The 20,691-nt window shown below is 72.0% G+C and carries 19 protein-coding genes and 1 riboswitch; of the genes, 6 read left to right on the top strand and 13 right to left on the bottom strand.

What is annotated here, in order from left to right; all coding sequences use genetic code 11:
* Positions 1-53 precede the first annotated feature (53 nt).
* From ACSJJR_RS02440 to sucC, 5 genes are all read right to left on the bottom strand, one after another.
* Positions 54-392, bottom strand: coding sequence for a DUF3017 domain-containing protein (locus ACSJJR_RS02440; protein ID WP_435941934.1), 339 nt, complete (start codon positions 390-392; stop codon positions 54-56).
* A gap of 140 nt (positions 393-532) precedes the next feature.
* Positions 533-2,263 (bottom strand): bifunctional phosphoribosylaminoimidazolecarboxamide formyltransferase/IMP cyclohydrolase, encoded by a 1,731-nt coding sequence (gene purH, locus ACSJJR_RS02435; protein WP_435941933.1) that lies wholly within the window; start codon positions 2,261-2,263, stop codon positions 533-535.
* A gap of 25 nt (positions 2,264-2,288) precedes the next feature.
* Positions 2,289-2,378: riboswitch (ZMP/ZTP riboswitch) on the bottom strand.
* Positions 2,379-2,453: 75 nt separating this feature from the next.
* A complete protein-coding gene (locus ACSJJR_RS02430; RefSeq protein WP_435941932.1) occupies positions 2,454-3,824 on the bottom strand; it encodes a cell division protein PerM in 1,371 nt (456 codons plus the stop codon).
* Entirely contained in the window at positions 3,821-4,771 is a 951-nt protein-coding gene (sucD, locus tag ACSJJR_RS02425) for a succinate--CoA ligase subunit alpha (RefSeq protein ID WP_435941931.1), read from the bottom strand. The genes ACSJJR_RS02430 and sucD overlap by 4 nt, the downstream gene beginning before the upstream one ends.
* A 3-nt stretch (positions 4,772-4,774) precedes the next feature.
* Entirely contained in the window at positions 4,775-6,004 is a 1,230-nt protein-coding gene (sucC, locus tag ACSJJR_RS02420; RefSeq protein ID WP_435941930.1) for an ADP-forming succinate--CoA ligase subunit beta, read from the bottom strand.
* A 327-nt stretch (positions 6,005-6,331) separates the two neighbouring features.
* Between sucC and ACSJJR_RS02415 the strand changes: the two genes are divergently transcribed.
* From ACSJJR_RS02415 to ACSJJR_RS02395, 5 genes are read left to right on the top strand one after another with little or no spacing between them, the layout of a single operon-like run.
* Positions 6,332-8,644: a 6-phosphofructokinase gene (locus ACSJJR_RS02415; RefSeq protein WP_435941968.1), complete on the top strand. Its 2,313-nt coding sequence runs from the start codon at positions 6,332-6,334 to the stop codon at positions 8,642-8,644.
* A gap of 30 nt (positions 8,645-8,674) precedes the next feature.
* On the top strand, positions 8,675-9,136 hold the full coding sequence (locus ACSJJR_RS02410; RefSeq protein ID WP_435941929.1) for a hypothetical protein: 462 nt from the start codon (positions 8,675-8,677) through the stop codon (positions 9,134-9,136).
* Positions 9,137-9,143: 7 nt separating this feature from the next.
* The gene (locus ACSJJR_RS02405) at positions 9,144-9,548 is read left to right on the top strand and encodes a CPBP family glutamic-type intramembrane protease (protein WP_435941928.1); all 405 of its coding nucleotides are present in this window, start codon (positions 9,144-9,146) and stop codon (positions 9,546-9,548) included.
* Complete coding sequence (locus ACSJJR_RS02400) at positions 9,545-10,153, top strand: chloride channel protein (protein ID WP_435941927.1); 609 nt, start codon at positions 9,545-9,547, stop codon at positions 10,151-10,153. The genes ACSJJR_RS02405 and ACSJJR_RS02400 overlap by 4 nt, the downstream gene beginning before the upstream one ends.
* Positions 10,150-10,815 (top strand): chloride channel protein, encoded by a 666-nt coding sequence (locus tag ACSJJR_RS02395; protein WP_435941926.1) that lies wholly within the window; start codon positions 10,150-10,152, stop codon positions 10,813-10,815. Before ACSJJR_RS02400 ends, ACSJJR_RS02395 begins: the two co-directional genes overlap by 4 nt.
* 291 nt (positions 10,816-11,106) lie before the next feature.
* Here the strand turns inward: ACSJJR_RS02395 and ACSJJR_RS02390 are convergent, their stop codons facing one another.
* The 7 genes from ACSJJR_RS02390 to ACSJJR_RS02360 all read right to left on the bottom strand — a co-directional run bounded on the left by ACSJJR_RS02390 (position 11,107) and on the right by ACSJJR_RS02360 (position 18,092).
* A complete protein-coding gene (locus ACSJJR_RS02390) occupies positions 11,107-11,547 on the bottom strand; it encodes a hypothetical protein (protein ID WP_435941925.1) in 441 nt (146 codons plus the stop codon).
* A gap of 134 nt (positions 11,548-11,681) precedes the next feature.
* Positions 11,682-12,389 (bottom strand): AAA family ATPase, encoded by a 708-nt coding sequence (locus ACSJJR_RS02385; RefSeq protein ID WP_435941924.1) that lies wholly within the window; start codon positions 12,387-12,389, stop codon positions 11,682-11,684.
* On the bottom strand, positions 12,386-12,853 hold the full coding sequence (locus ACSJJR_RS02380; protein WP_435941923.1) for an AAA family ATPase: 468 nt from the start codon (positions 12,851-12,853) through the stop codon (positions 12,386-12,388). Before ACSJJR_RS02380 ends, ACSJJR_RS02385 begins: the two co-directional genes overlap by 4 nt.
* A 21-nt stretch (positions 12,854-12,874) precedes the next feature.
* On the bottom strand, positions 12,875-14,731 hold the full coding sequence (locus ACSJJR_RS02375; RefSeq protein WP_435941922.1) for an alpha,alpha-phosphotrehalase: 1,857 nt from the start codon (positions 14,729-14,731) through the stop codon (positions 12,875-12,877).
* A 245-nt stretch (positions 14,732-14,976) separates the two neighbouring features.
* A complete protein-coding gene (locus tag ACSJJR_RS02370; protein WP_435941921.1) occupies positions 14,977-15,885 on the bottom strand; it encodes a carbohydrate ABC transporter permease in 909 nt (302 codons plus the stop codon).
* A gap of 6 nt (positions 15,886-15,891) precedes the next feature.
* Positions 15,892-16,809: a carbohydrate ABC transporter permease gene (locus tag ACSJJR_RS02365; protein ID WP_435941920.1), complete on the bottom strand. Its 918-nt coding sequence runs from the start codon at positions 16,807-16,809 to the stop codon at positions 15,892-15,894.
* Positions 16,810-16,823: 14 nt separating this feature from the next.
* Entirely contained in the window at positions 16,824-18,092 is a 1,269-nt protein-coding gene (locus ACSJJR_RS02360; RefSeq protein WP_435941919.1) for an ABC transporter substrate-binding protein, read from the bottom strand.
* A 143-nt stretch (positions 18,093-18,235) separates the two neighbouring features.
* Here ACSJJR_RS02360 and ACSJJR_RS02355 point away from each other — a divergent pair, with 143 nt between their 5' ends.
* Positions 18,236-19,462: an ROK family transcriptional regulator gene (locus tag ACSJJR_RS02355; RefSeq protein ID WP_435941918.1), complete on the top strand. Its 1,227-nt coding sequence runs from the start codon at positions 18,236-18,238 to the stop codon at positions 19,460-19,462.
* Between the two features lie 27 nt (positions 19,463-19,489).
* Here the strand turns inward: ACSJJR_RS02355 and ACSJJR_RS02350 are convergent, their stop codons facing one another.
* Positions 19,490-20,605: a LacI family DNA-binding transcriptional regulator gene (locus ACSJJR_RS02350; protein ID WP_435941917.1), complete on the bottom strand. Its 1,116-nt coding sequence runs from the start codon at positions 20,603-20,605 to the stop codon at positions 19,490-19,492.
* Between the last annotated feature and the right edge of the window lie 86 nt (positions 20,606-20,691).

Below are 20,691 nucleotides of genomic sequence, written 5' to 3'. Positions count from 1 at the left end.
TGGCTGCCGCGCCCTGGGGCCTCAGCGGTGAGAGACCTCACGTCTCACGGCGGTCACAACACGCGCGGCAGCTCGACGTAGGCGCTCAGCGCCAGGAGCCCGAGCGCGAGGAGCAGGCCGAAGAGCGCGTCGAACACGCGGCCCCGGGCGGCGATCCACGTGCCGTCAGGACGCAGCACCCTCACCACGGACAGCCCCAGGACCAGGCAGGCGAGCCACAGCACCGAGAGCCGGTGGTGGCCGGTGAGCGCCAGGGCGGGCACGCCCGCGAGCGCGACGGTGGTGACCACGACGCTCAGCGTCGAGTAGGGCTCGTGGTGCACGGCCCCCCAGCTGGGGCGCCGCCCGCTACGCGTCGGGGCGGTGCGCGCCCCAGGCTCCTCCTGGCTCACAGCCGCATCGTAGCGAGGCAGCCCCGGGCCGTGGTGCGGCCCGCGCGGGCGCCGGGGGAAGGCCGCGGCAGGAAGCCTGTGCTGCCTGCCCGCCCCGGCGCCCGCCGCTGAGGGCGGCTCCGTGCCGCCGCGCGCCGTCCTCAGTGCGCGAAGTGGCGGCTTCCGGTGAGGTACATGGTGACGCCGGCGGCCTGGGCCGCGGCGATGACCTCCTCGTCACGGATGGAGCCGCCCGGCTGGACGACGGCCCTGACACCCGCGTCGATGAGCACCTGGAGGCCGTCCGCGAAGGGGAAGAAGGCGTCGGAGGCGGCCACGGCGCCACGGGCCCGCTCAGGCGCCTGCGCCTGGAGGAGCCTGGAGGCGTCAGCGCCGCCGACGGCGCCCGTCTCCTGCTGGCCGGCCTGGTCCTTGGCGGCGTCCCCGGTCGAGCGCAGGCCCAGGGTGTTGGCGCGCTCGACGGCGAGGCGGCAGGAGTCAACACGGTTGACCTGCCCCATACCCACGCCGACGGTGGCGCCGTCGCGGGCGAGGAGGATCGCGTTGGAGCGCACCGCCCGCACCGCGCGCCAGGCGAAGCGCAGGTCTGCCAGGGTGCCCTCGTCAGCGGCCGGGCCGCTGACGAGCTGCCAGGTCGAGGGGTTGTCGTCGTGGGCCTGGTAGGTGTCGCGCTGCTGGACCACCGCGCCACCGGAGACGGGCTTGATCTCGTAGCCCTCGCGCGCGGGGGGCTCGACCAGCAGCAGGCGCAGGTTCTTCTTGGCGGACAGGATCGTCACAGCCTCGTCCTCGAAGGCGGGCGCGGCGACGACCTCGGTGAAGACGGGGGCGACCTGGCGGGCCATCTCGGCGGTGACGGTGGTGTTGGTGGCGATGACGCCGCCGTAGGCGGAGACGGGGTCGCAGCCGTGTGCCTTGCGGTGGGCCTCCGCGACGTCGCCGCTGGCGGACACGGCGATGCCGCACGGGTTGGCGTGCTTGACGACGGCGACGGCGACGTCGGCGTGGTCGTAAGCGGCGCGCAGGGCGGCGTCGGTGTCCGTGTAGTTGTTGAAGCTCATGGCCTTGCCGTGCAGCTGGGTGGCGTGGGCGACCCCTCCGGTGGTGCCGGGCTGGGTGTAGACGGCGGCCGCCTGGTGCGGGTTCTCACCGTAGCGCAGGGTCTCAAGGCGCTCGAGGCCCAGGCCGACGTAGGCGGGCGGCGCAGGAGCTGCCTGGGGCTCGCCGTCCTCGACCTGCTGGGCGAACCAGGTGGCGACGGCGGCGTCGTAGGCGGCGGTGTGGGCGTAGGCCCTGGCCGCGAGCCGATGGCGCTCGGCGAGCTGGAAGCCTCCGGCCGCGACCGCGGCGGCGACGCGAGGGTAGTCGGCCGGGTCGGTGACGACGGCGACTGCGGGGTGGTTCTTGGCGGCGGCACGCACCATCGAGGGCCCGCCGATGTCGATCTGCTCGACGCAGGCGTTGAAGGGGGCGCCGGAGGCGACGGTGTCGGTGAAGGGGTAGAGGTTGACGACGACGAGGTCGATGGGGGCGACCCCGAGCTCGTCGAGCTGGGCCATGTGCTCCGCCTTGCGGCGGTCGGCGAGGATGCCGGCGTGGATGCGCGGGTGCAGGGTCTTGACCCTGCCCTCAAGGCACTCGGGGAAGCCGGTGACGTCCTCGACGGGGGTGACGGGAAGACCGGCGGCCGCGATCGTGGCGGCGGTGGACCCGGTGGAGAGGATCTCGACGCCGGCGTCGGCCAGAGCGGTGGCGAGCTCGACGAGGCCGGTCTTGTCGTAGACGGACACGAGGGCGCGGCGCACAGGCACCTGCTCGGGGTCGGTCAGGCCCTCGGTGGGGACGTGGGTGGTGGGGACGGGCGTGCTCATACGCGCTCCTGGTGCGATCGGTCGGCCGGGGCGCCCAGGCGGGCGACGCCCCTGCTCATCCATCGTGCGGCCGCTCCCCGGTGGTGGCCCACCCTCGCCAGTCGCGGCCGGCCCCAGCCTAGCGCCGCGCTGGCCCGGCACGCCGGGCGGCCGGTCGTGAGCCTGACGACGACCCGGCCGGCACGGGCGCTCAGCCGGCCTGCGTGCCAGCGGTGTCCCCGTCGCCGCCCGTGGCGGCGCCGGTGGCGTCCTCGTCAGTGGTGGCGCCGGCGTCGCCGCCGCGACCTGAGCGCTCGCGAGCCGTCTCACGGGTGGCGGCGATCCCGGCACCGACGCGCGAGCGCGCCCCGCCGGCGGCGCCGCGGGCCGCCAGCGCCGCCGAGCGGACCCCGTGCTCGGTGAGCACCCGAGCCCGTGGGTGGACGATGACGCTTCCCGCCACGAGGCCCACTCCCACCTCCATCGCCACGAGCAGGACCGTCAGACCCGTGACGGGCCCGACCTCGGCCAGCCTCCCGGGACCGATGGGGCCGCGGGCCGCCAGGCAGGCGAGCCAGGCCCCGGCGGCGACGGTGACGGCGCCAGCCGCCCCGGCGAGGGCGGACTGTCCGAGCGCCAACCCTGCCAGCGCACGGCGGCTGCGCCATGTGGCCGCCAGGGAGGCCAGGGTCAGCACGAGGGGCACGTACAGGCCGGCGCCTGAGCCCTCGCCGCCCAGCGGGCCGGTGGGCAGGAGGCCAAGCACGGGCAGCGTCGGGACGGGGCCGGCGATGACGGCGTCGGGTGAGAACAGGCTTCCCTGCCCCACCCGGAAGCCCGGGCCGACCAGCCAGGACAGCGCCCAGACGAGGGCGTCGGGCAGCCAGGCCGCCTGGATCGCCAGCAGTCCGAGCACCGCGACGGGCCCTGAGCTGCTGAGCGCGTCGTGCAGCCGGGACACGCGCGGCGCGCCGTCAACGGCGGCCGCCACGAGCACCACCGCTGACAGCGTCGCCGCCGCGAGCGCCGTCGTGCGCGCCAGGTGCAGGGCCGGGTCCACCCAGGCTGGCCGGCGCGACCACCAGCCGGACAGTGCCGGGGAGCCGGCGCCGCGCCGCTGGAGGTCAGCGAGGGCCACGAGCGCCACGAGGCCGGGCAGGACGAGCGCCGTCGGCCAAGTCCGCGACCCCGCGGGGGTGGCGAGGACGAGCAGGACAACGGTGGCCAGGGCGCTGGCCGCCACGGCGCAGGCGGCGGAGGACAGCCCGAGCAGCCGGGAGCGGCGCACGGCCGAGCGTGCCAGGAGCAGGACGACGAGGCTCAGGCCCAGCAGCGGCAGTCCGAGGACGCCGTCGGGACCGTCCGGTGTGCCGTAGGAGCCGCCCAGCGACAGGCTCCACAGGGCTGTTGCGGTGCGCAGCGCACCGCCCGCTGACAGCGCCGCGGCGGCGTCAAGGGAGGAGGTGGCGACGTAGACCGCGAGCGTGGGCACGGCGGCGACGGCCCACCCTGCGGCCACCGCCTCGAGCCCGGCGCGCACGGCGAGGGGCCAGTCCCGCGGCAGGCGACGGGCGGCGCTCACTGCTCGCCGCCGTCGTGCGCAGCCTCGAGGGTGCGCAGCAGCTCGCGGGCGATCTGGGCCGCCTGCGAGGGAGTGCGCCCCACACGCACGCCCACGGCCTCCAGAGCGCGCTTCTTCGCCTCGGCGGTGCCCGTGGAGCCGGAGACGATGGCCCCGGCGTGGCCCATCGTCCTGCCCTCGGGGGCGGTGAAGCCGGCCACGTAGGCGACCACCGGCGTGGTCATCGAGGAGGCGATGTAGGCGGACGCCTGCTCCTCCGCGTCACCGCCGATCTCACCGATCATGACGACCAGGCGGGTGTCCTCGTCGGCCTCGAAGGCCTCGAGGGCGTCGATGAGGGTGGTGCCGACCACGGGGTCCCCACCGATGCCGACGCAGGTGGTGAAGCCGATGTCGCCCAGCTCGTGCATGAGCTGGTAGGTCAGGGTGCCTGACCTGGACACGAGGCCGATGGGGCCCGGTCCGGTGATGTCCGGCGGCGTGATGCCGACGTTGGAGCGTCCCGGGCTGATGATGCCGGGGCAGTTGGGGCCGATGACCCGGGTGCCGTGGGCCGCGGCGTAGGCGATGGCCCAGGTGGCGTCCGCGACGGGTACCCCCTCGGTGATGACGACGACGAGGCGCGCCCCGGCGTCAACGGCCTCGGCGACGGCGCTGCGCACGTGGGCCGGGGGCACGAAGACGACGCAGACCTCGGCGCCGGTGGCGGCGCGCGCCTCGGCCACCGTGCCGTGGACGGGGAGCTCGACGGTGCCGGCGGTGACGCCTGCGGCGGCGGGGCCCAGGGGCTCGACGTCGAAGGCGACGGTCGTGCCGGCCTTGCGCGGGTTGACGCCGGCGACGACGCGGGTGCCGGCGCTGAGCATGCGGCGGGTGTGGCGCCGGCCCTCGGAGCCGGTCATGCCCTGGACGATGACGAGGTCGTCCTCGGTGAGGAAGATGCTCATGGCTCAGGCCTCCTGCGGTGTGTCGGGACGGGGGTCGGACGCACCGGCCTGGCGCTCACCGGCCTCGTGCGCGAGGCGGGCGACGACGTCGGCGGCAGCGTCCATCGTCCCGACGACGGTGACGCCGGGCAGGGCGGCCTGGTCCAGCATGCGCAGGCCCTCCTCGGCCCGGTTGCCGTCCAGGCGGACGACGACGGGCTTGCCCAGCCCCCCCAGGCGCCCGAGGGCGGCGATGATGCCGCCGGCCACGGTGTCACAGGAGGTGATGCCGCCGAAGACGTTGACGAGGACGGAGAGCACCTGGGGGTCGGAGGCGACGAGCTCGAGCCCGGTGGCCATCGCCTCGGTGGAGGAGCCGCCTCCCAGGTCGAGGAAGTTGGCGGGACGCACACCTCCGTGGCGGGTGCCGGCTGCGGCGACGACGTCGAGGGTGGACATCACGAGACCGGCACCGTTGCCCAGCACACCCACCTGCCCCTCCAGGCGCACGTAGTTGAGGCCGAGCCCGTGGGCGCGCTCCTCAAGGGGGTCGGCAGCTACGTCCTGCCCGGTGCCGGCGAGCGGCTCATGGCGGAAGGCGGCGTTGTCGTCGAGGCTGACCTTGGCGTCCAGGGCGAGGACGGTGCCGTCGGGGGTGACGGCCAGGGGGTTGACCTCGACGAGGGTGGCGTCCTCGGCCACGAGGGCCCGCCACAGCAGGACGAGGACCTCTGCGACGCGTCCGGCCAGGGGCTCGGCGATCCCGGCGGCGGCGGTGATGCGGGCGGCGACCTCAGGCGTGACACCCTCGAGGGGGTCGATGCCGACGCGGGCCAGCGCCTCGGGCCGCTCCTGGGCGAGCGACTCGATGTCCATGCCTCCCGCGGCAGAGCACAGGGCCAGCCAGCGGCGCCCGGCACGGTCCAGGAGGAAGGAGGCGTAGAGCTCTTGGGCGATGTCGGCGCCCTCGGAGACGAGGACCTGCTCGACGGTGTGGCCCTTGATGTCCAGGCCGAGGATGGCCTGGGCCGCCTCGCGCGCCTGGGCGGGGGTGCGGGCCAGGCGCACACCGCCCGCCTTGCCGCGCCCACCGGTGCGGACCTGGGCCTTGACGACGACGAGGGGGCAATGGCCGCTCAGCAGCCGCTGGGCGATGCGCTCGGCGGCGAGGGGGTCCGCGGTGACCTCTGCCTGGAGCACGGGCACGCCGTGGCGCCTCAGGAGGTCCCTGGCCTGGTACTCGTACAGGTCCATCGAGCGTCGAGTCCTTCCCGGTTGGTCCCGTCGTCGGGTGGTGCGGCCCGCCACGTGCTGAGCGGGTCCAGCCAGTCGAGGGTAGCGCGGCCAACCTCCGCCATGAGGGCGGTTCACCTCAGTGTTGGGACCTTGGTCCGCCCCGCTCTCCCCATCGCGGTGCTGACGGGACGGCGGCGTGCCCGATCCTGCGCCCCCCGGGCCGGGCCCGTCCCCGATCGCGTGACGCCCCGGCGCCGAACGACCACAATGGGGCACGGACCTGTCCCCTCACAGAAGGACGCCCGCATGAGCCCCGTCGCCCTCGAGCACAACCCCTCTCCCGTCATGACTCCCGACAGCGCGAAGGTACGCGTCGGCGTGCTCACCTCCGGTGGTGACGCACAGGGCATGAACGCGGCCGTGCGCGCCGTCGTGCGCGCCACCCTGCGCATGGGCGCCCAGCCCTACGCCGTCATGGAGGGCTGGGCCGGAGCCGTGGCCGGCGGCGACGGCATCCGCCCCCTCGAGTGGGACTCTGTCAGCGCGGTCCTCCACCGCGGCGGCACCGTCATCGGCACCGCCCGCTCGGACGAGTTCCGCACGTGGGAGGGGCAGATGGACGCCGCGGAGCACCTGCTGCTCCACGGCATCGACCGCCTCGTCGTCATCGGCGGTGACGGCTCGCTGACGGGCACGAACGAGTTCCGCACCAACTGGCCGAGGCTGCTGAGCGACCTCGTGGCCGCGGGCCGCCTGAGCCCGGAGACAGCACAGGCCCATCCGGCGCTCATGGTCACCGGCATCGTCGGCTCCATCGACAATGACTTCGTGGGTGCGGACATGACCATCGGCACGGACTCCGCCCTGCACCGCATCCTCGAGGCCATCGACGACATCTCCTCCACGGCCGCCTCGCACCAGCGCACCTTCGTCGTCGAGGTCATGGGGCGCCACTGCGGCTACCTGGCCCTCATGAGCGCCGTCGCCGGTGGCTGCGACTACGTCCTCATCCCGGAGATGCCACCCGCCGAGGGCTGGGAGGACGACATGTGCCTCAAGCTCACCAAGGGCCGTGAGGCCGGGCGCCGCGAGTCCATGGTCATCGTGGCCGAGGGCGCGACCGACCGGGACGGCAACCGCATCACCGCCGACGACGTCAGCCGGGCCATCAAGGAGCGCACCGGGGAGACGCCGCGGGTGACGATCCTCGGCCACGTCCAGCGCGGTGGCCAGCCCTCGGCCTACGACCGGTGGATGTCCACGCTGCTGGGCTGCGCGGCGGCCCGCGAGGCCGTCCTGGCCACGACCGGCTCGGAGCCGGTCATCATCGCCGAGCACCACAACCGTATCCACCGCCTGCCGATGATGGAGCAGGTCGAGGCCACCCGTGCCATCAAGGACATGGTGGCCTCGAGGGACTACGAGGCGGCCGTCCGCTCACGCGGCGGCTCCTTTGCCGAGATGATCTCGGTCTTCGAGACGATGTCCACCCCGCCCGAGCTCTCCCCCGCCGTCCCGGGCGGCCTCCACCACGAGTCCGAGGCCCTCACAGGTGACGGCCGCGCCGCCAAGCGCGTCGCCGTCGTCCACGCCGGAGGGCTGGCCCCGGGGATGAACACGGCGGCCCGTGCGGCCGTGCGCCTGGGGCTCGACCACGGGATGACGATGCTCGGCGTGAACGGCGGATTCCCCGGCCTGCTGGACGGCAACGTCACGGAGCTGAGCTGGGACGACGTCGAGGGATGGGTCGGCGACGGCGGGGCCGAGCTCGGCACCCGCCGCGAGGTCCCGCGGATCGAGCAGCTCTACGCGCTCGGTCGCGCCATCGAGTCCGCCCGGATCGACGCGCTGCTCGTCATCGGCGGCTACAACGCCTACCTCGCCGCCCACCTGCTGGTCACCGAGCGCGACCGCTACCCCGCCTTCAACATCCCCATCGTGTGCGTGCCGGCCAGCGTGGACAACAACCTTCCAGGCTCGGAGCTGAGCATCGGCGCGGACACGGCGCTCAACGCCTCGGTGCACGCCCTCGACGCGATCAAGCTCTCCGCCGCCGCCTCGCACCGCTGCTTCGTCACCGAGACCATGGGGCGCCGCTGCGGCTACCTCACGCTGATGAGCGGCATCGCCACAGGGGCCGAGCGCGTCTATCTCAATGAGGACGGCATCACGCTCAAGGAGCTGGCCGCTGACTCCGAGCGCATGGTGGAGTCCTTCCGCTCGGGCCGCAAGCTCTACCTCGTGGTGCGCAATGAGAAGGCGAGTGAGAACTACACGACCGACGTCCTGGCGAAGATCTTCGCCGAGGAGGCCCACGGGCTCTACGACGTGCGCGAGGCGATCATCGGCCACATCCAGCAGGGCGGGAGCCCGACGGCCTTCGACCGCATCATGGCCACCAAGCTCGTCTACCACGCGCTGCGCCTGCTGTCGGCCGAGCTGGAGGCGGGGACCTTCGCGGCCTCCTACGTGGGGCTCGTGCGGGGCCAGCTCGTCAGCCACCCGCTCGCGCGGATGAACGAGGAGCTGGACCTGGACAAGCGCCGTCCACGCTCACAGTGGTGGATGAGCATGCGCGACGCCATCGGCCTGGTCAACGAGAACGACGGCCCGGTCCCGCCCAGCTCCCTGTCGGCCTTCATCCCCGACGCCGAGTAACCCGCCTGCACCGCCCAGGAGGGCATCCCGTTGCACCGCACGAGACCTCTCCCCGCGCTCCCGTCCACGCCCGGCCCCGACGCCCAGGACACGTCGTCGGTTCCTGCACCGGCCCCGCCCAGGGCTGAGGGGGCCCGCACCCGCCGCAGCGCCTGGGCGGCCCTGGTGCTGCTCGGCGGGGCGCTGTCGGTCGGTGTCGTCCTGGCCCTGGTCGGCGGTCCCTGGCAGGTCTTCGTCCTGCTGCACCTGGGAGCGCTGGCCATCTGGTTCCTCGTCTGGCGCCGCGGCTGGCGCGACCTGGTCGCGTCACGGGGGCCACGCAGCGGGTGGCTGCTGTTCGCCGTCGGTGCGCTCCCGTGTGCCCTGAGCACCGCGGTCAGCTACCCGATCCAGCACCCGGGTGCCGTCCTCGCCCCTGTAACCCTCAGTGGGCTCCTCAGTGCCCTGGCCGGCGCGGTGGGCGTCGGTGTGCTCATGAATGCCGTCCCGTAGGGGCTCCATGAGACGCTGCCTCATGGAGCCCCTACGGGCGCACTTCGGGGACGGGTTCGCCCTGTGGACCACTGCCCTGGCCTTCGTCGCCCTCCACCTGCCCACCTGGATCTCCTCGGGCAGCACTGCCTCCGTCTACGCCGCCCAGGTGCCCGCCAAGCTCCTCTTCGGGCTGGTGGCTGGATGGTCCGTCCTGCGTCTGGACTCCCTGGGCTTCGCCCTGGGCATGCACGTGGGCGGCAACCTGACCGGGGTCCTGCTCAACGGGCTTTACCAGTCGGAGACCGTGAGCGGGTGGTACCGGTTCAACGGGCCCTTCGTCATGCTCCTTCTCGCCGAGACGGCCGTGACGGCGGCCGCGGTCTGGTACCTGGGGCGCGAGCGCCCGCTGCGCGCGCCGCGTCAGTCGTGACGCCGCACCCGCCCGGGCGCCCCGGCGCCGTCGTCCGGTTGGTGCTCGCCGTCGTCCTGGCGGGTGTGGCGGCCGGGCTCGTGGGCATCGCGATGGCCCTGCTCCTGGAGGGCTTCGAGACGCTGTTCTACGGTGTCGGCGAGGGGTCGCTGCCTGAGCGCGTGGAGGCGGCCCCGTTGCTTCGCCGGGTCCTGGCACCCGCCGCGGGAGGTGTGCTGGCCGGGGCCCTGTGGTGGTGGCAGCGCGCCACCGGGGGCGTCATCGGTGTTGAGCGCGTCGTGGCCGACCCCGGCGGGGACTCGGCCCGGCGCATGGGGCTGCTGCGTCCCTTTGGGGACGCGGTCCTCCAGGTCCTCACGGTTGGCTCAGGCAACTCGGTGGGCCGTGAGGGCGCACCGCGGCTGGCGGCGGGTGCGGTCGCCGCGCGGGTGTCGAGGTGGCTGGGGCTGGAGCGCTCCTGGAGCGCCCTGCTCGTGGCCTCGGCCTCCGGTGCGGGTCTGGCGGCCATGTACAACGCGCCTGTCGGGGGCTGCGCCTACGCCGTCGAGATCGTCATGCTGGCCGGGACCCGGCGACGGGGGGGGCGCTTGTCGCCCTGCCGGTGAGCGTCATCGCCACGCTCGTGTCGTGGCTTCACTCGGGTGGGCACCCCAGCCTGCTCATGCCGCAGGCCTCCCCCAGCGGGGCTGCACTGCTCGGCTGCCTCGCCACCGTCCCGGCGGCGGCGGGAGCGGGGTGGGCGGCGCGCGCCCTGTGGGCCTGGGTGAGGAGCCACCCACTGGAGGGCCGGTGGACGCTTCCGCTGGCGATCGGGGCGGCGGGTCTGCTCACGGGCACGGCCTCCCTGTGGCTGTCGGTGCTGCCCGGCAACGGGCGTGACGCCATGCAGGCCGCTCTGATCTCCCCCACCGGGGCCGCCGCTGCAGCGGCCCTGCTCGGTGTCGTCGCGCTCAAGCCGCTGCTGACGGCGGTGACGCTCGGGGCGGGGGCGACGGGAGGTCTGCTCGCCCCCTCCTTCTGCCTGGGCGGCAGTGTGGGGGCCGTCCTCGCCGTGGGTCTGGGCGCGCTCGGGCTGCCGGTGAGCGTGGGCGCGGCCGCCCTCACGGGAGCGGGCGTCACCCTGGGCGTGACCCAGCGAGCGCCGGTCTTCGCCGCGCTCTTCGTGTGGGAGCTGGCCCGTGGGCCCGTGTGGACGCTGTCGCTGCTGCTGGTGGCGTGCTGGGCCGCGAGCGCCTGCACCGGTCGCCGGGGCCGGTCTCAGCCCTAGGTCACCGGTACCGATACGGGCGGTGGCACGCTCGTGGTCACCACGTTGCGGCGGCGACCCGGGTCTGTCGTTGAAATCCTGCGGTTCGCTCTTAGACCGCGAAGATGACCGCCGCAGCTCCCATGTGCGCGCGTGTCCCGCACGCACATGGGAGCTAAGCGACCCACAACACTCATGCCGGAAACCACTGGAATCTTGCGGATCGAGCGCGGCACCGACTCACATGAGCGTGCGTCCCTGTCTCAGGCGTAGGCCTCCAGCGCGGTGTCAAGCGTCCAGATCCTCACGCGCTTAGGCGTCAGTCCCGTGCGCGCAGTACTGGTCGCGCTCAACGAGGAGAGTCAGGTCTCCCCCACCCAGGCCGTTCTTGCCCTGTGTAGCGAGATCGATCCAAGGCTGTCCGGTGCTACCCCCGTCGAGGAACTGCTGAAGAAAGGTCCCGTCCCACTGGACCTCGTCAAGGACCCAGGGCGCTCTGCCGTCGACGACAAGCTGAAGGATCTTGCCCAGCTTCTCAGCAGCGTCTCGACGCTCATCACCGTTGTTGACCTGGCAGATGTGGTTTCCCGTCTCGATGACGGCGGTGATCGGCAGGACAAACCCATCCTTGTTCTGGGAACGTTCGTTCATGAGCGTCTGAATCCTTGCGCGGTCCTCCGAGCCGGGCTTAGACCATCCCGGGACGTGGACGAGATGGTCGAGCACCGAGGAGTCGATGAACCAGACGTTCATGCATCCACTCCGATGAGACGCATGAACTCGCTGTAGTCGGGATGGGAGCCCTGTTCATCGGAGACAAGCTCGCCCTTGGAGACCACTCTGCCAAGTGTTCCGCCGGCCATGGCCGTGGCGTATCCCGGTAGGTCCTACAGCCGTGAGATCCGGCCAGCGTGGCAGACGACGACGCTGCTCAGGAGGTCCCCACTCAGAACGTCCAGCAAGGCTGGGCTGTGGGTGGTCAGTAGCACCGACACACCAGGCTGCTTCGCTGACTCCTCCACGAGCTCAAGCAGACGCGCCGCATGCGAGGGGTGGAGCCCGTTCTCGATCTCCTCGATGGCGAGCAGGACCCCGGGGACATGCCCATCCCGGGAGGATCCGACAGCGTCCGGCTCACCGACTTCAAGCGAGGTGGACGCGGTCATGAGCGCTGTCGCCACCGCAAGGAATCGCAGCAGTCCGTCGCTCATGAGTCGGGCGGAGGTCTTGGGCACGCGTCTCTCATCGAGGGCGAGCATGATCTGACGGTCGTCAGTGTGCGAGAAGTCAAGCGCGCGAACGTCGCAGTCGGCGACCGTACGCACTATGTCCTCCAGCCGGCTGAACAGTGCCGGGTCCCTGCCTCTGAGGTCCGCAACCGCCGAGGCGATGTTCTCCCCGTTCCTGCGCAGCCGGGACTCGCGCGGGGAGACGTAGTCCCGCATGAGCGGTGGCACCGGATCAAGGTGGAAGGTGTTGCCCAGGACCGCGCTCACGATCGCTGTCCGGTCGAAGAGCTCCCGGGTTGTCTTAGTTTCGGCAATGATCACCGTCTTCAGCTGCCCCAGCACACTGCGGTCGTCCCGCACGCTCACCTGAGGGTTCTGGCCTCGCTTGCCGTTGGCGTAGGCGACCTGAAGACTGCCCGCCCGCTCATGTCGGACCTCGAACCACACGCGCGATGTCGCCCCCCCCGTTCCTCCAGGCGCTCGCGGCGTACCCTCAGGACCGGCTCGACCTCAACCTCGATGTGGTAGTCGAGGATGCTGTCCCCACCCAGGTCGATCTGGCACCCCAGGCCGAAGGCGTCCTCACCGAAGGGTGCACAACCACGAGAGCCCCCACGCACGGGTGCACGCTCCCGGCCCGCGCCGTCCAGAGCCTGAGCAAGTGACTCGCCGCCGGACAGCCGCGCGAGGACCTCAATGGCGTCGAGGATGTTCGACTTGCCGCTGGAGTTGCGTCCGGTCACGATCGTCAGGCGGCCGAGTGCCACCTCGGCATCGCGGTAGGACTTGAAGCGATCGAGCCGCACCTGTGTCAGTCGCGCGTGGACCATGGACCAGACCCTAACCGGTCCTCACAGGCTGCGGCGCAGGATGACCGAGTCCCACCCCTCCAGCCGCTCCGGGGCACCGGTGCCCGATGCCGCCGCGTCCTCGGCGGGCAGGGAGGCGAGGAGCAGGCGCTCAGCACCGGCCCACTGGGCCAGGTCGACACCGTTCTCGGCGAGCAGGGCGCACAGCGCCGAGCCCTCCGTCAGGGCGATCCCCTCGCGGGTCAGGCTCGCCAGCAGCAGGACCTGCTCGCGCGTCCCGTCAGCACCGACGTGCTCGCGCAGCACGCACCAGGAGCCGGCCTCACCGGCATCGAGCAGGCGGAAGGTGCCCAGGGCGACGGCCTCGTCCTCGTGGCGCAGGGCGATGAGGGCCCGGTAGTGCTCGAAGACGCTGCCGGGCACACCCACCTGGGCGGCGGCGTTGAGCACGGGGTAGTTCGGGTTGACGTCGATCCAGGGCGCGCCGGTGGTGAAGCCGGCCTGGGGGCTGTCGTCCCACTGGACGGGGGTGCGGGCGTTGTCGCGCGAGTTCGTCGGCAGGGAGGCGAGCACGCGCTCGGGGTCGTCGCCGTGGGCGACGCGCTCGTGGTAGTGGTTGACGGACTCCAGGTCCCGGTAGGACTCCAGGCCGGTGAAGACGGCATTGGTCATGCCGATCTCCTCACCCTGGTAGACGTACGGGGTGCCGCGGTGCAGGTGCAGGATGCTGGCGAGGGTCTTGGCGCTGGTCTCGCGCCAGGCGGGGTCGTCGTCCCCGAAGCGGGAGACGGCCCGGGGCTGGTCGTGGTTGTCCCAGTAGCTCGATCCCCAACCGAGCTCGCCGGTGACGCGGCCGCTCTCATCAACGGCGGGTGCGAGGGCGGCCTGCCAGGCGGCGAGGTTGTCCTTGAGGGCGCTCATGTCCACGCGCCTGGGGTCGAACTTGCCGCCGGGGCCCTCGGCCAGGCCCACGTGCTCGAACTGGAAGACCATGTCGACCTCGCCGCGGGCGGGGTCGGTGTACAGCGGTGCGTCCGCCAGGGTGACGCCCGGCATCTCCCCGACGGTGAGGACGTGGCGGCCGCGCGGGGCGAAGACGGTCTCGTTCATCTCGTGCAGGAACTGGTGGATGCGCGGGCCGTTGGCCACGGCGGCGAATCCCGAGCCGTAGAGGTCGCCCTCCCCCTGGGGGCCGTCGGCCAGCGGGTAGGTCTTGGAGATGAGGTTGATGACGTCCATGCGGAAGCCGTCGACGCCGCGGTCGAGCCAGCGGCCCATCATGTCGTAGACCGCGGTGCGCACCTCGGGGTTCTCCCAGTTGAGGTCGGGCTGCTTGACGGAGAAGAGGTGGAGGTAGAACTCGCCGGTGGTCTCGTCCCACTGCCATGCCGAGCCGGAGAAGGCGGATCCCCAGTTGGTGGGCTCGGTCCCCGGCTCCCCCGGTGCCAGGCCCTCGACCTGGCGCGCCGGGCGCCAGATGTACCAGTCGCGCCTGGGGTTGTCCCGGCAGGCGCGGGACTGAGTGAACCAGGGGTGCTCGTCGCTCGTGTGGTTGACCACGAGGTCCATGACCAGGCGCATGCCGCGCGCGTGCAGGCCCGCGATGAGGTCGTCGAGGTCCTCCAGGCTGCCGAAGAGGGGGTCGATGTCCTCGTAGTCGCTGATGTCGTAGCCGTTGTCGTCCTGGGGGGAGCGGTAGACGGGGCTGAGCCAGACGACGTCGACGCCCAGGGTGTCGAGGTGGTCGAGGCGGCGGGTGATGCCGGGGACGTCGCCGTAGCCGTCACCGTCGGTGTCCTGGAAGGAGCGGGGGTAGACCTGGTAGACGACGGCGCGCCGCCACCAGTCGGCGTCCTGGCCGACGTGGCGGGGGCTGGTGACGAGGGCGGGGTAGCTCATGGGTCCTCCTGGGGCGGTGCGGGTAGTCGACGGCGGTGTCGCGGCGTTCGCAGGGTAGGCGTCCGGGCTCCGGGTACCCCGGACGGTTCGACGGTCGGCGAGTCGGGCAGCGAAGGTGCTGCGGCACACGGCCGTGCCGGTGGCAGGAGCGTACGCCTCAGCGGGTGGAGCGATAAACCACTTGGGGTGGTGGATGCCGGAGGTGAGGGCGGCCGCCGGGCTCCCGGTCCCGGCGGCCGGCGACCTCACTTCTGCGAGCCGCGCATGACGCCGGAGATGACCCAGCGCTGGGCGAAGACGTACACGACGAACATCGGGGTGATCGCCAGCAGGTAGGAGGCGAAGGACACCGGGTAGTTCGTGTTGAACTGCCCCTGGAAGACGTACTGCGCCAGCGGCAGCGTCGCCTTCGACTGGTCGGTGAGGATGACCAGGGGCAGAAGGAAGTCGTTCCACGCCCACAGGCAGGTGAGGATGCCGACGGTGGCGTTCATCGGCGACAGCAGCGGGAAGATGACCCGCCAGAAGATGCCCCACCGCGAGGCACCGTCGATGGCGGCCGCCTCCTCCAGCTCCTCCGGGATCGACTTGATGAAGGAGGTGTACATGAGGATGTTGAAGGCCAGGCCGTAGACGACGTACAGCAGGATGAGCCCGGCCTCGTTGTCCAGGTGCAGCATGGCGGTCTCCTTGACCACCGGCAGCATGATGATCGGGAAGGGGACGAACAGGGCCGCCACGAAGTAGTAGTAGAGCATCTTGACCCAGCGCCGGTGCATGTTGCGGCCCAGCGCGTAGGCGACCATCGAGTTCGTCAGGATGGTGAAGAGCGTCGCCCCGACGGTGATGATGGTCGAGGTCAGCACGCGCCGCGGGTAGGCGGTCATCTCCCAGGCCTCGGCGAAGTTGTCGAGGTGCCACCGCTCGGGCAGGGCCCAGCCGGAGGCGGCGAGCTCGGCCGGGGTCTTGAAGGCGGTGACGACCGTGAAGTACAGCGGCACCAGGACGGTTAGGCTCAGGACGGCCACGAGCAGCGTGGTCCACCAGTTGGTGCCGCCGAAGGCACCGCGGTCGCCGCGGCGGATCCTGTAGGCGGAGGCGGGTCCGGCGCCGATCTGCGTGGCGCCCGTCGTGGAGGAGGTTGTCGTGCTCATGGCGGATCAGACCCTTTCCTGGCTCTGCGTGAAACGCAGCTGGGCGAAGGACAGCAGCACCACGATGAGGAAGTAGATGATGCCGTTCGCCGTCTGGTAGGCGTACTCGCCGCCCTGGAAGCCGTTCTTGAAGATGAGGTAGGAGATGGACTGGGTGGCGGTGCCGGGGCCTCCGCTGGTCAGGGCGACGATCTGGTCGAAGACGCCCAGGAACCCCTTGAAGGACAGGACCATGTTGATGCCGAGGTAGGGGATGATCAGCGGCAGCGTCATCGACCAGAAGCGGCGGGCGGGACCGGCGCCGTCGAGGGCGGAGGCCTCGTAGATCTCCTCGGGGACGGTCTGGAGCCCGGCGAGGTAGATGATGGTGTTGTAGGCGACCGTCTGCCACACGCCGACGACGACGATGGCGAGCCAGGCGAGGTCCTCGTTGGCCAGCAGGGAGGTGCTCAGCCACTCCCAGCCCAGTGCCTGCCCGATCTGCGGCAGGTTGTTGGTGAACAGGTAGCTGAAGATGTAGGAGACGACGAGGACCGGCAGGATGTAGGGCACGAAGAACACGCCGCGGAACAGGCTCTGCGCCTTGAGCTTGGAGTTGAGCAGCAGCGCCAGCCCCAGGGCGATGACATTGGTCAGCACCGAGGCGACGATGGCGTACTTGAAGGTGAACAGGTACGAGCCCCAGATGATGTCGTCCTGGAACAGGTTCTTGTAGTTCGTCAGGCCCACTAAGTGCCACTCGCCGTAGCCGTGGTAGCTGGTGAAGGTGTAGAAGAACCCGGTCAGCAGCGGGATGGTGAGCAGGACGGTGAAGACGAGGGCGGCGGGCACGATCATCCACACGAAGGCGCGGTCGATCGGCTTGGGCTTGTTGGGGGCGGGTGCCGTGCGGGCGCGCGCGGCGGTGGTGGTGCTGGTGGTCATGGTTGTCCTCGGTCTCAGGCCGTCTCGTTGATGCGTCGGATGACCTTGTCCCACTGGGTGTCCAGGGTCGAGATGAGCGCCTCGAGGTCGCCGTCGAAGAAGTACTTCTGGATGTAGGCGTTGAGGGTGATGGCCTGCGGGAAGTTGTGGTCGGAGTAGGTGGCCAGGCGCTCGTCGTCGAAGTAGGGCTGCAGGCCCTCCAGCGCCGGGTCGTCGGCCGTCAGGCTGGTCAGTGTCGGGTAGGCGGTCTGCTCATCGCAGTAGGCGGACATGCTCGCCTCGCTCATGACGTGCCGGAGGAAGCGCAGGCTCTCCTCGGGGTGGGCCGGGTCCTTGCCCATGGTGAAGGCGACGTCGACGCCGGAGACGACCTTGGTGTCGGCCGGGTCCTCGGCGGGGGTGGCGAAGGTGCCGAGGTTGATGTCCGGGTTGTAGGAGCGGATCGCGGGGATGGCGTAGGTGCCGTGCCAGTACATGGCGCCCTTGCCCTGGGCGAAGCCCTGGTTGCCGTCGTTGTAGCCCAGGGCGGCCTTGTCGGCGTTGCCGTACTGGTAGGCCCGGAGCATCTTCTCGAAGACGGGGGTCAGCTCCCTGAAGGAGGTCCTGCCGTCGATGACGCGGCGCCGCTCGTACCAGGCGGCGACGCCGTCGGTGAGGAAGGAGCCGGACAGGGAGGAGAAGGCGGGGGCGCCCGTCCAGTTGTCCTTGGTGGCCCAGTAGAAGGGGTTGATGCCCTGGGCCTGGAGCTCGTCGCAGACCTCGATGAGCTCGGCCCAGGTGGTCGGCGGCTCGAGGCCGGCGGTGTCGAAGATGTCCTTGTTGTAGATGATGCCCGAGCCGTTGTCGGCGAAGGCGACTCCGTTGGTCTCCCCCTCGGCGCCGGTGCCCAGGGTGTTGAGGATGCCGCCGACGGTGGGGTTGACGCCGTCGAGCAGCCCGGTGGCGGAGAAGTCGGCGAAGACACCGGTGCGGGCCAGGGCCCCGTAGTTGTAGTCGCCGTTGATGGTCACGAGGTCGGGCATGTCGCCCTTGACGAGCCGGGCGCGCAAGGAGGTGACGTTGTCCGCCTGGAAGTTCTGGGTGACGAGGATGTCGGGGTTGGCGGCGTTGAACTCGTCGCAGATGCGGTCGAAGAGGCCGATCGCCTCGCTCTTGAACTGGAAGAGCTCGAGGTGGACCTTGCCGTCGTCGGCGGCGGAGCAGCCCGCGAGCGCTCCGCCCGCGGCCGCGAGCGCCGTCGTCCCCGCCGCGGCGAGGAAGGAGCGCCTGCTCAGTGGTGTCATAAAGGGACCTCCATGCGTCCTTGCGAAGGGAGTGGGTGTCGAGGTGGTCGGGGCGTCGGCGCGCCCGCGGGAATATTTTGTTCCAAAATAAACGCGTGCGCAACCCCTCGTCGTCCGTGTCCGCCGTCGGGCAGGATGGTGCCGTGAGCCCCCATGACCACGGCATGCCGCCGGCCGCCGACACCGCCATCACGCCCGACGCGTCCATCTGGGCGGGCCTGAGCGACTCCCAGCGCCGGATCGTGCTCGAGCTCCTGCGCCGCGGACGCATGTCACGCGCCGGGCTCATGGAGCGCGTGGGCATCTCGGCGGGCTCGGTCACCCGGCTCAGCACCCCACTGCTGGACGCCGGCGTGCTGCAGGCCATCACCGAGCAGGTCCGCGCCACCGGCCGGCCGCAGTCCCACCTCACGGTCGACGCGAACCTCGAGCACCTCATCGGCGTCGCCCTCTCCGGCGACCGTCTCATCGCCGTGCTCACCGACCTGCGCCTGACGGTGCTGACGACCACCCGCCGCGAGGTCACCGACCACCGTCCCGACGCCGTCGTCGCGCTGCTGGCGCAGGCCGTGGAGGACCTGCGCTCCCAGGCCCACGACGGGCACGGCACACCGGTGCCGGTCACCGGCCTGGGACTGACGCTGGGAGGATCCAGCCGCGACGGGCGCGTTGTTGACGAGGCCATCTTCCTGGGCTGGCACGGCGTGCCCCTGGCCGCGGCGGTCCAGGCGCGCACCGGTGTGTCCACCCTCGTCGGCAACGACCTGGTGGCGATGAGCGAGCAGGAGCTGTGGTTCGGGGCCGGGCGCGAGCACGAGCGCTTCTGCCTCGTGACGGTCGGCGCCGGCATCGGCTACGGCCTCGTCGTCAACGGCGAGGTCATCTCCTCTCCCGACTCCGAGCTGGGACTCATGGGCCTGGTCCCCGTCCCCGACGGCGCCCGCCCCCCGGTCTCCTCCCCCGCGATGTCCTGCCTGACCGACGCCGCGCTCGAGCGCGCCTGGGCCGAGCGCCTGGCCGCCGCCGGCCGCAGCCGGGACCCGAACCGGCAGGCGGGCGCCCGCCGCATCGTGGAGCTGGCGGAGGCCGGCGACGCCGAGGCCGTGGCCGTGTGCACTTCATTCGCGCGACGCCTGGGTCGCTTCATCGGCATCACCGCCGCCTTCACCCTGCCGCAGCAGGTGGTCGTGGCCGGCGAGCGCGCCGGCATCGCCGCGCTCTTCGAGGAGCAGGTCATGGTGGGCATCGCGGCGGTGCGGCGGGCCAGCGCCCAGCCGCTGGACATCGTCGTGCGCGAGCACGACCGCACCCAGTGGGCCCGTGGCGCGGCAGTGCTCGCCCTGCGCTCGCGCATCGCCGGGACGCTGTGAGCCGTCGGCCTCAGCGCACCGTCGGCCTCAGCGCGGGGCCACCGCCAGCGTGCCGCCCTCGCGCCAGTCCACCGGCAGCGTCACGACCTGCGCCGGCTGGGACGGGGTCTTGCCCTCGTTCTGGACGCCGCCCTCCCTCGATGCGCAGCCGTCGCGCTCGAGCGCGGCGACGAGCAGCCTCACCGCCTCGGCAGCCTTGCGCTCGACCGGCTGGCGCACCGTGCTCAGAGGGGGCTCGCAGTACAGGGAGACCTCGAAGCCGTCCATGCCGACGACGGAGACCTGCCCGGGCACGTCCACGCCGTGACGGCGCAGCCCGGCGACCACCCCCATCGCCAGCACGTCGCCGGAGGCGAAGACCGCCGTCGCCCGCTCCCCCTCGGCCAGGCGCGCCGCGAGCCCGCCTCCGACGGCAAGGCCGTCGTCGTAGGCCTGGCCCGACACGATGTGCTCGACAACCGCGTCGCCACCCGCGCCGTCACCGCCCTGCCCCTCCACCCGGGCGCCCAGGCCCTGGCACAGGCCGGCCAGGCGGTCGGCGTCGATAGGCCCGACCGCCGGGTCCGGGCCCACCATGATGACGCGTCGGTGCCCGGCCTCGCGCAGCCGCTGCCCCGCCTGGCGCCCGCCTCCGACGTCGTCAATGCCGACGACGAGGGCGCCGGGCCGCTCAGCGGCGGCGGCGTGGTCCACCTCCACCACCGCCAGGCCCAGGGTGGCCAGGCGTCGGCGCGAGGCGTCGGGAAGGGTGCCCAGGCAGATGACGCCGTCCACCGACCAGCCGCGCAGCCGGGCGGCAAGGGCCTCGGCGGGCTCCTCGCCGTCGGCCGCGGCGCACAGCATGAGCGCCAGGCCCCGGTCCTGGCAGGCCTGCTCGCAGGCGCCGACGAACAGCGACTCGTGGCTCATCGACAGCGGCGGGCGCCCTGCCAGGACCGCGCCGTAGACGAGGGCGACGAGCCGGGAGGAGGAGCCTGCCAGCGCGCGAGCCTGGGCGTTGGGCACGTAGCCCAGCTCGTCGATGACCGTCCGCACGCGCGCGAGGGTGGCGGCGGAGACCTTGCCCGTGCGGCCGTTGACGACGTTCGACACCGTCATGGCGCTCACACCGGCGCGCTCAGCGACGTCACGCAGGGTCGTCATGGGCTCCTCGCTGCTCGGGCGGCCGGGGCCGGGCGGCCGGCGGCTCTCCAGCAGGCTACCCAACCGCCGCCTCCTGAGCCGCCCCC

Source organism: Actinomyces sp. W5033 (assembly GCF_051303165.1).
This window is presented reverse-complemented; position numbering and strand designations above follow the sequence as displayed.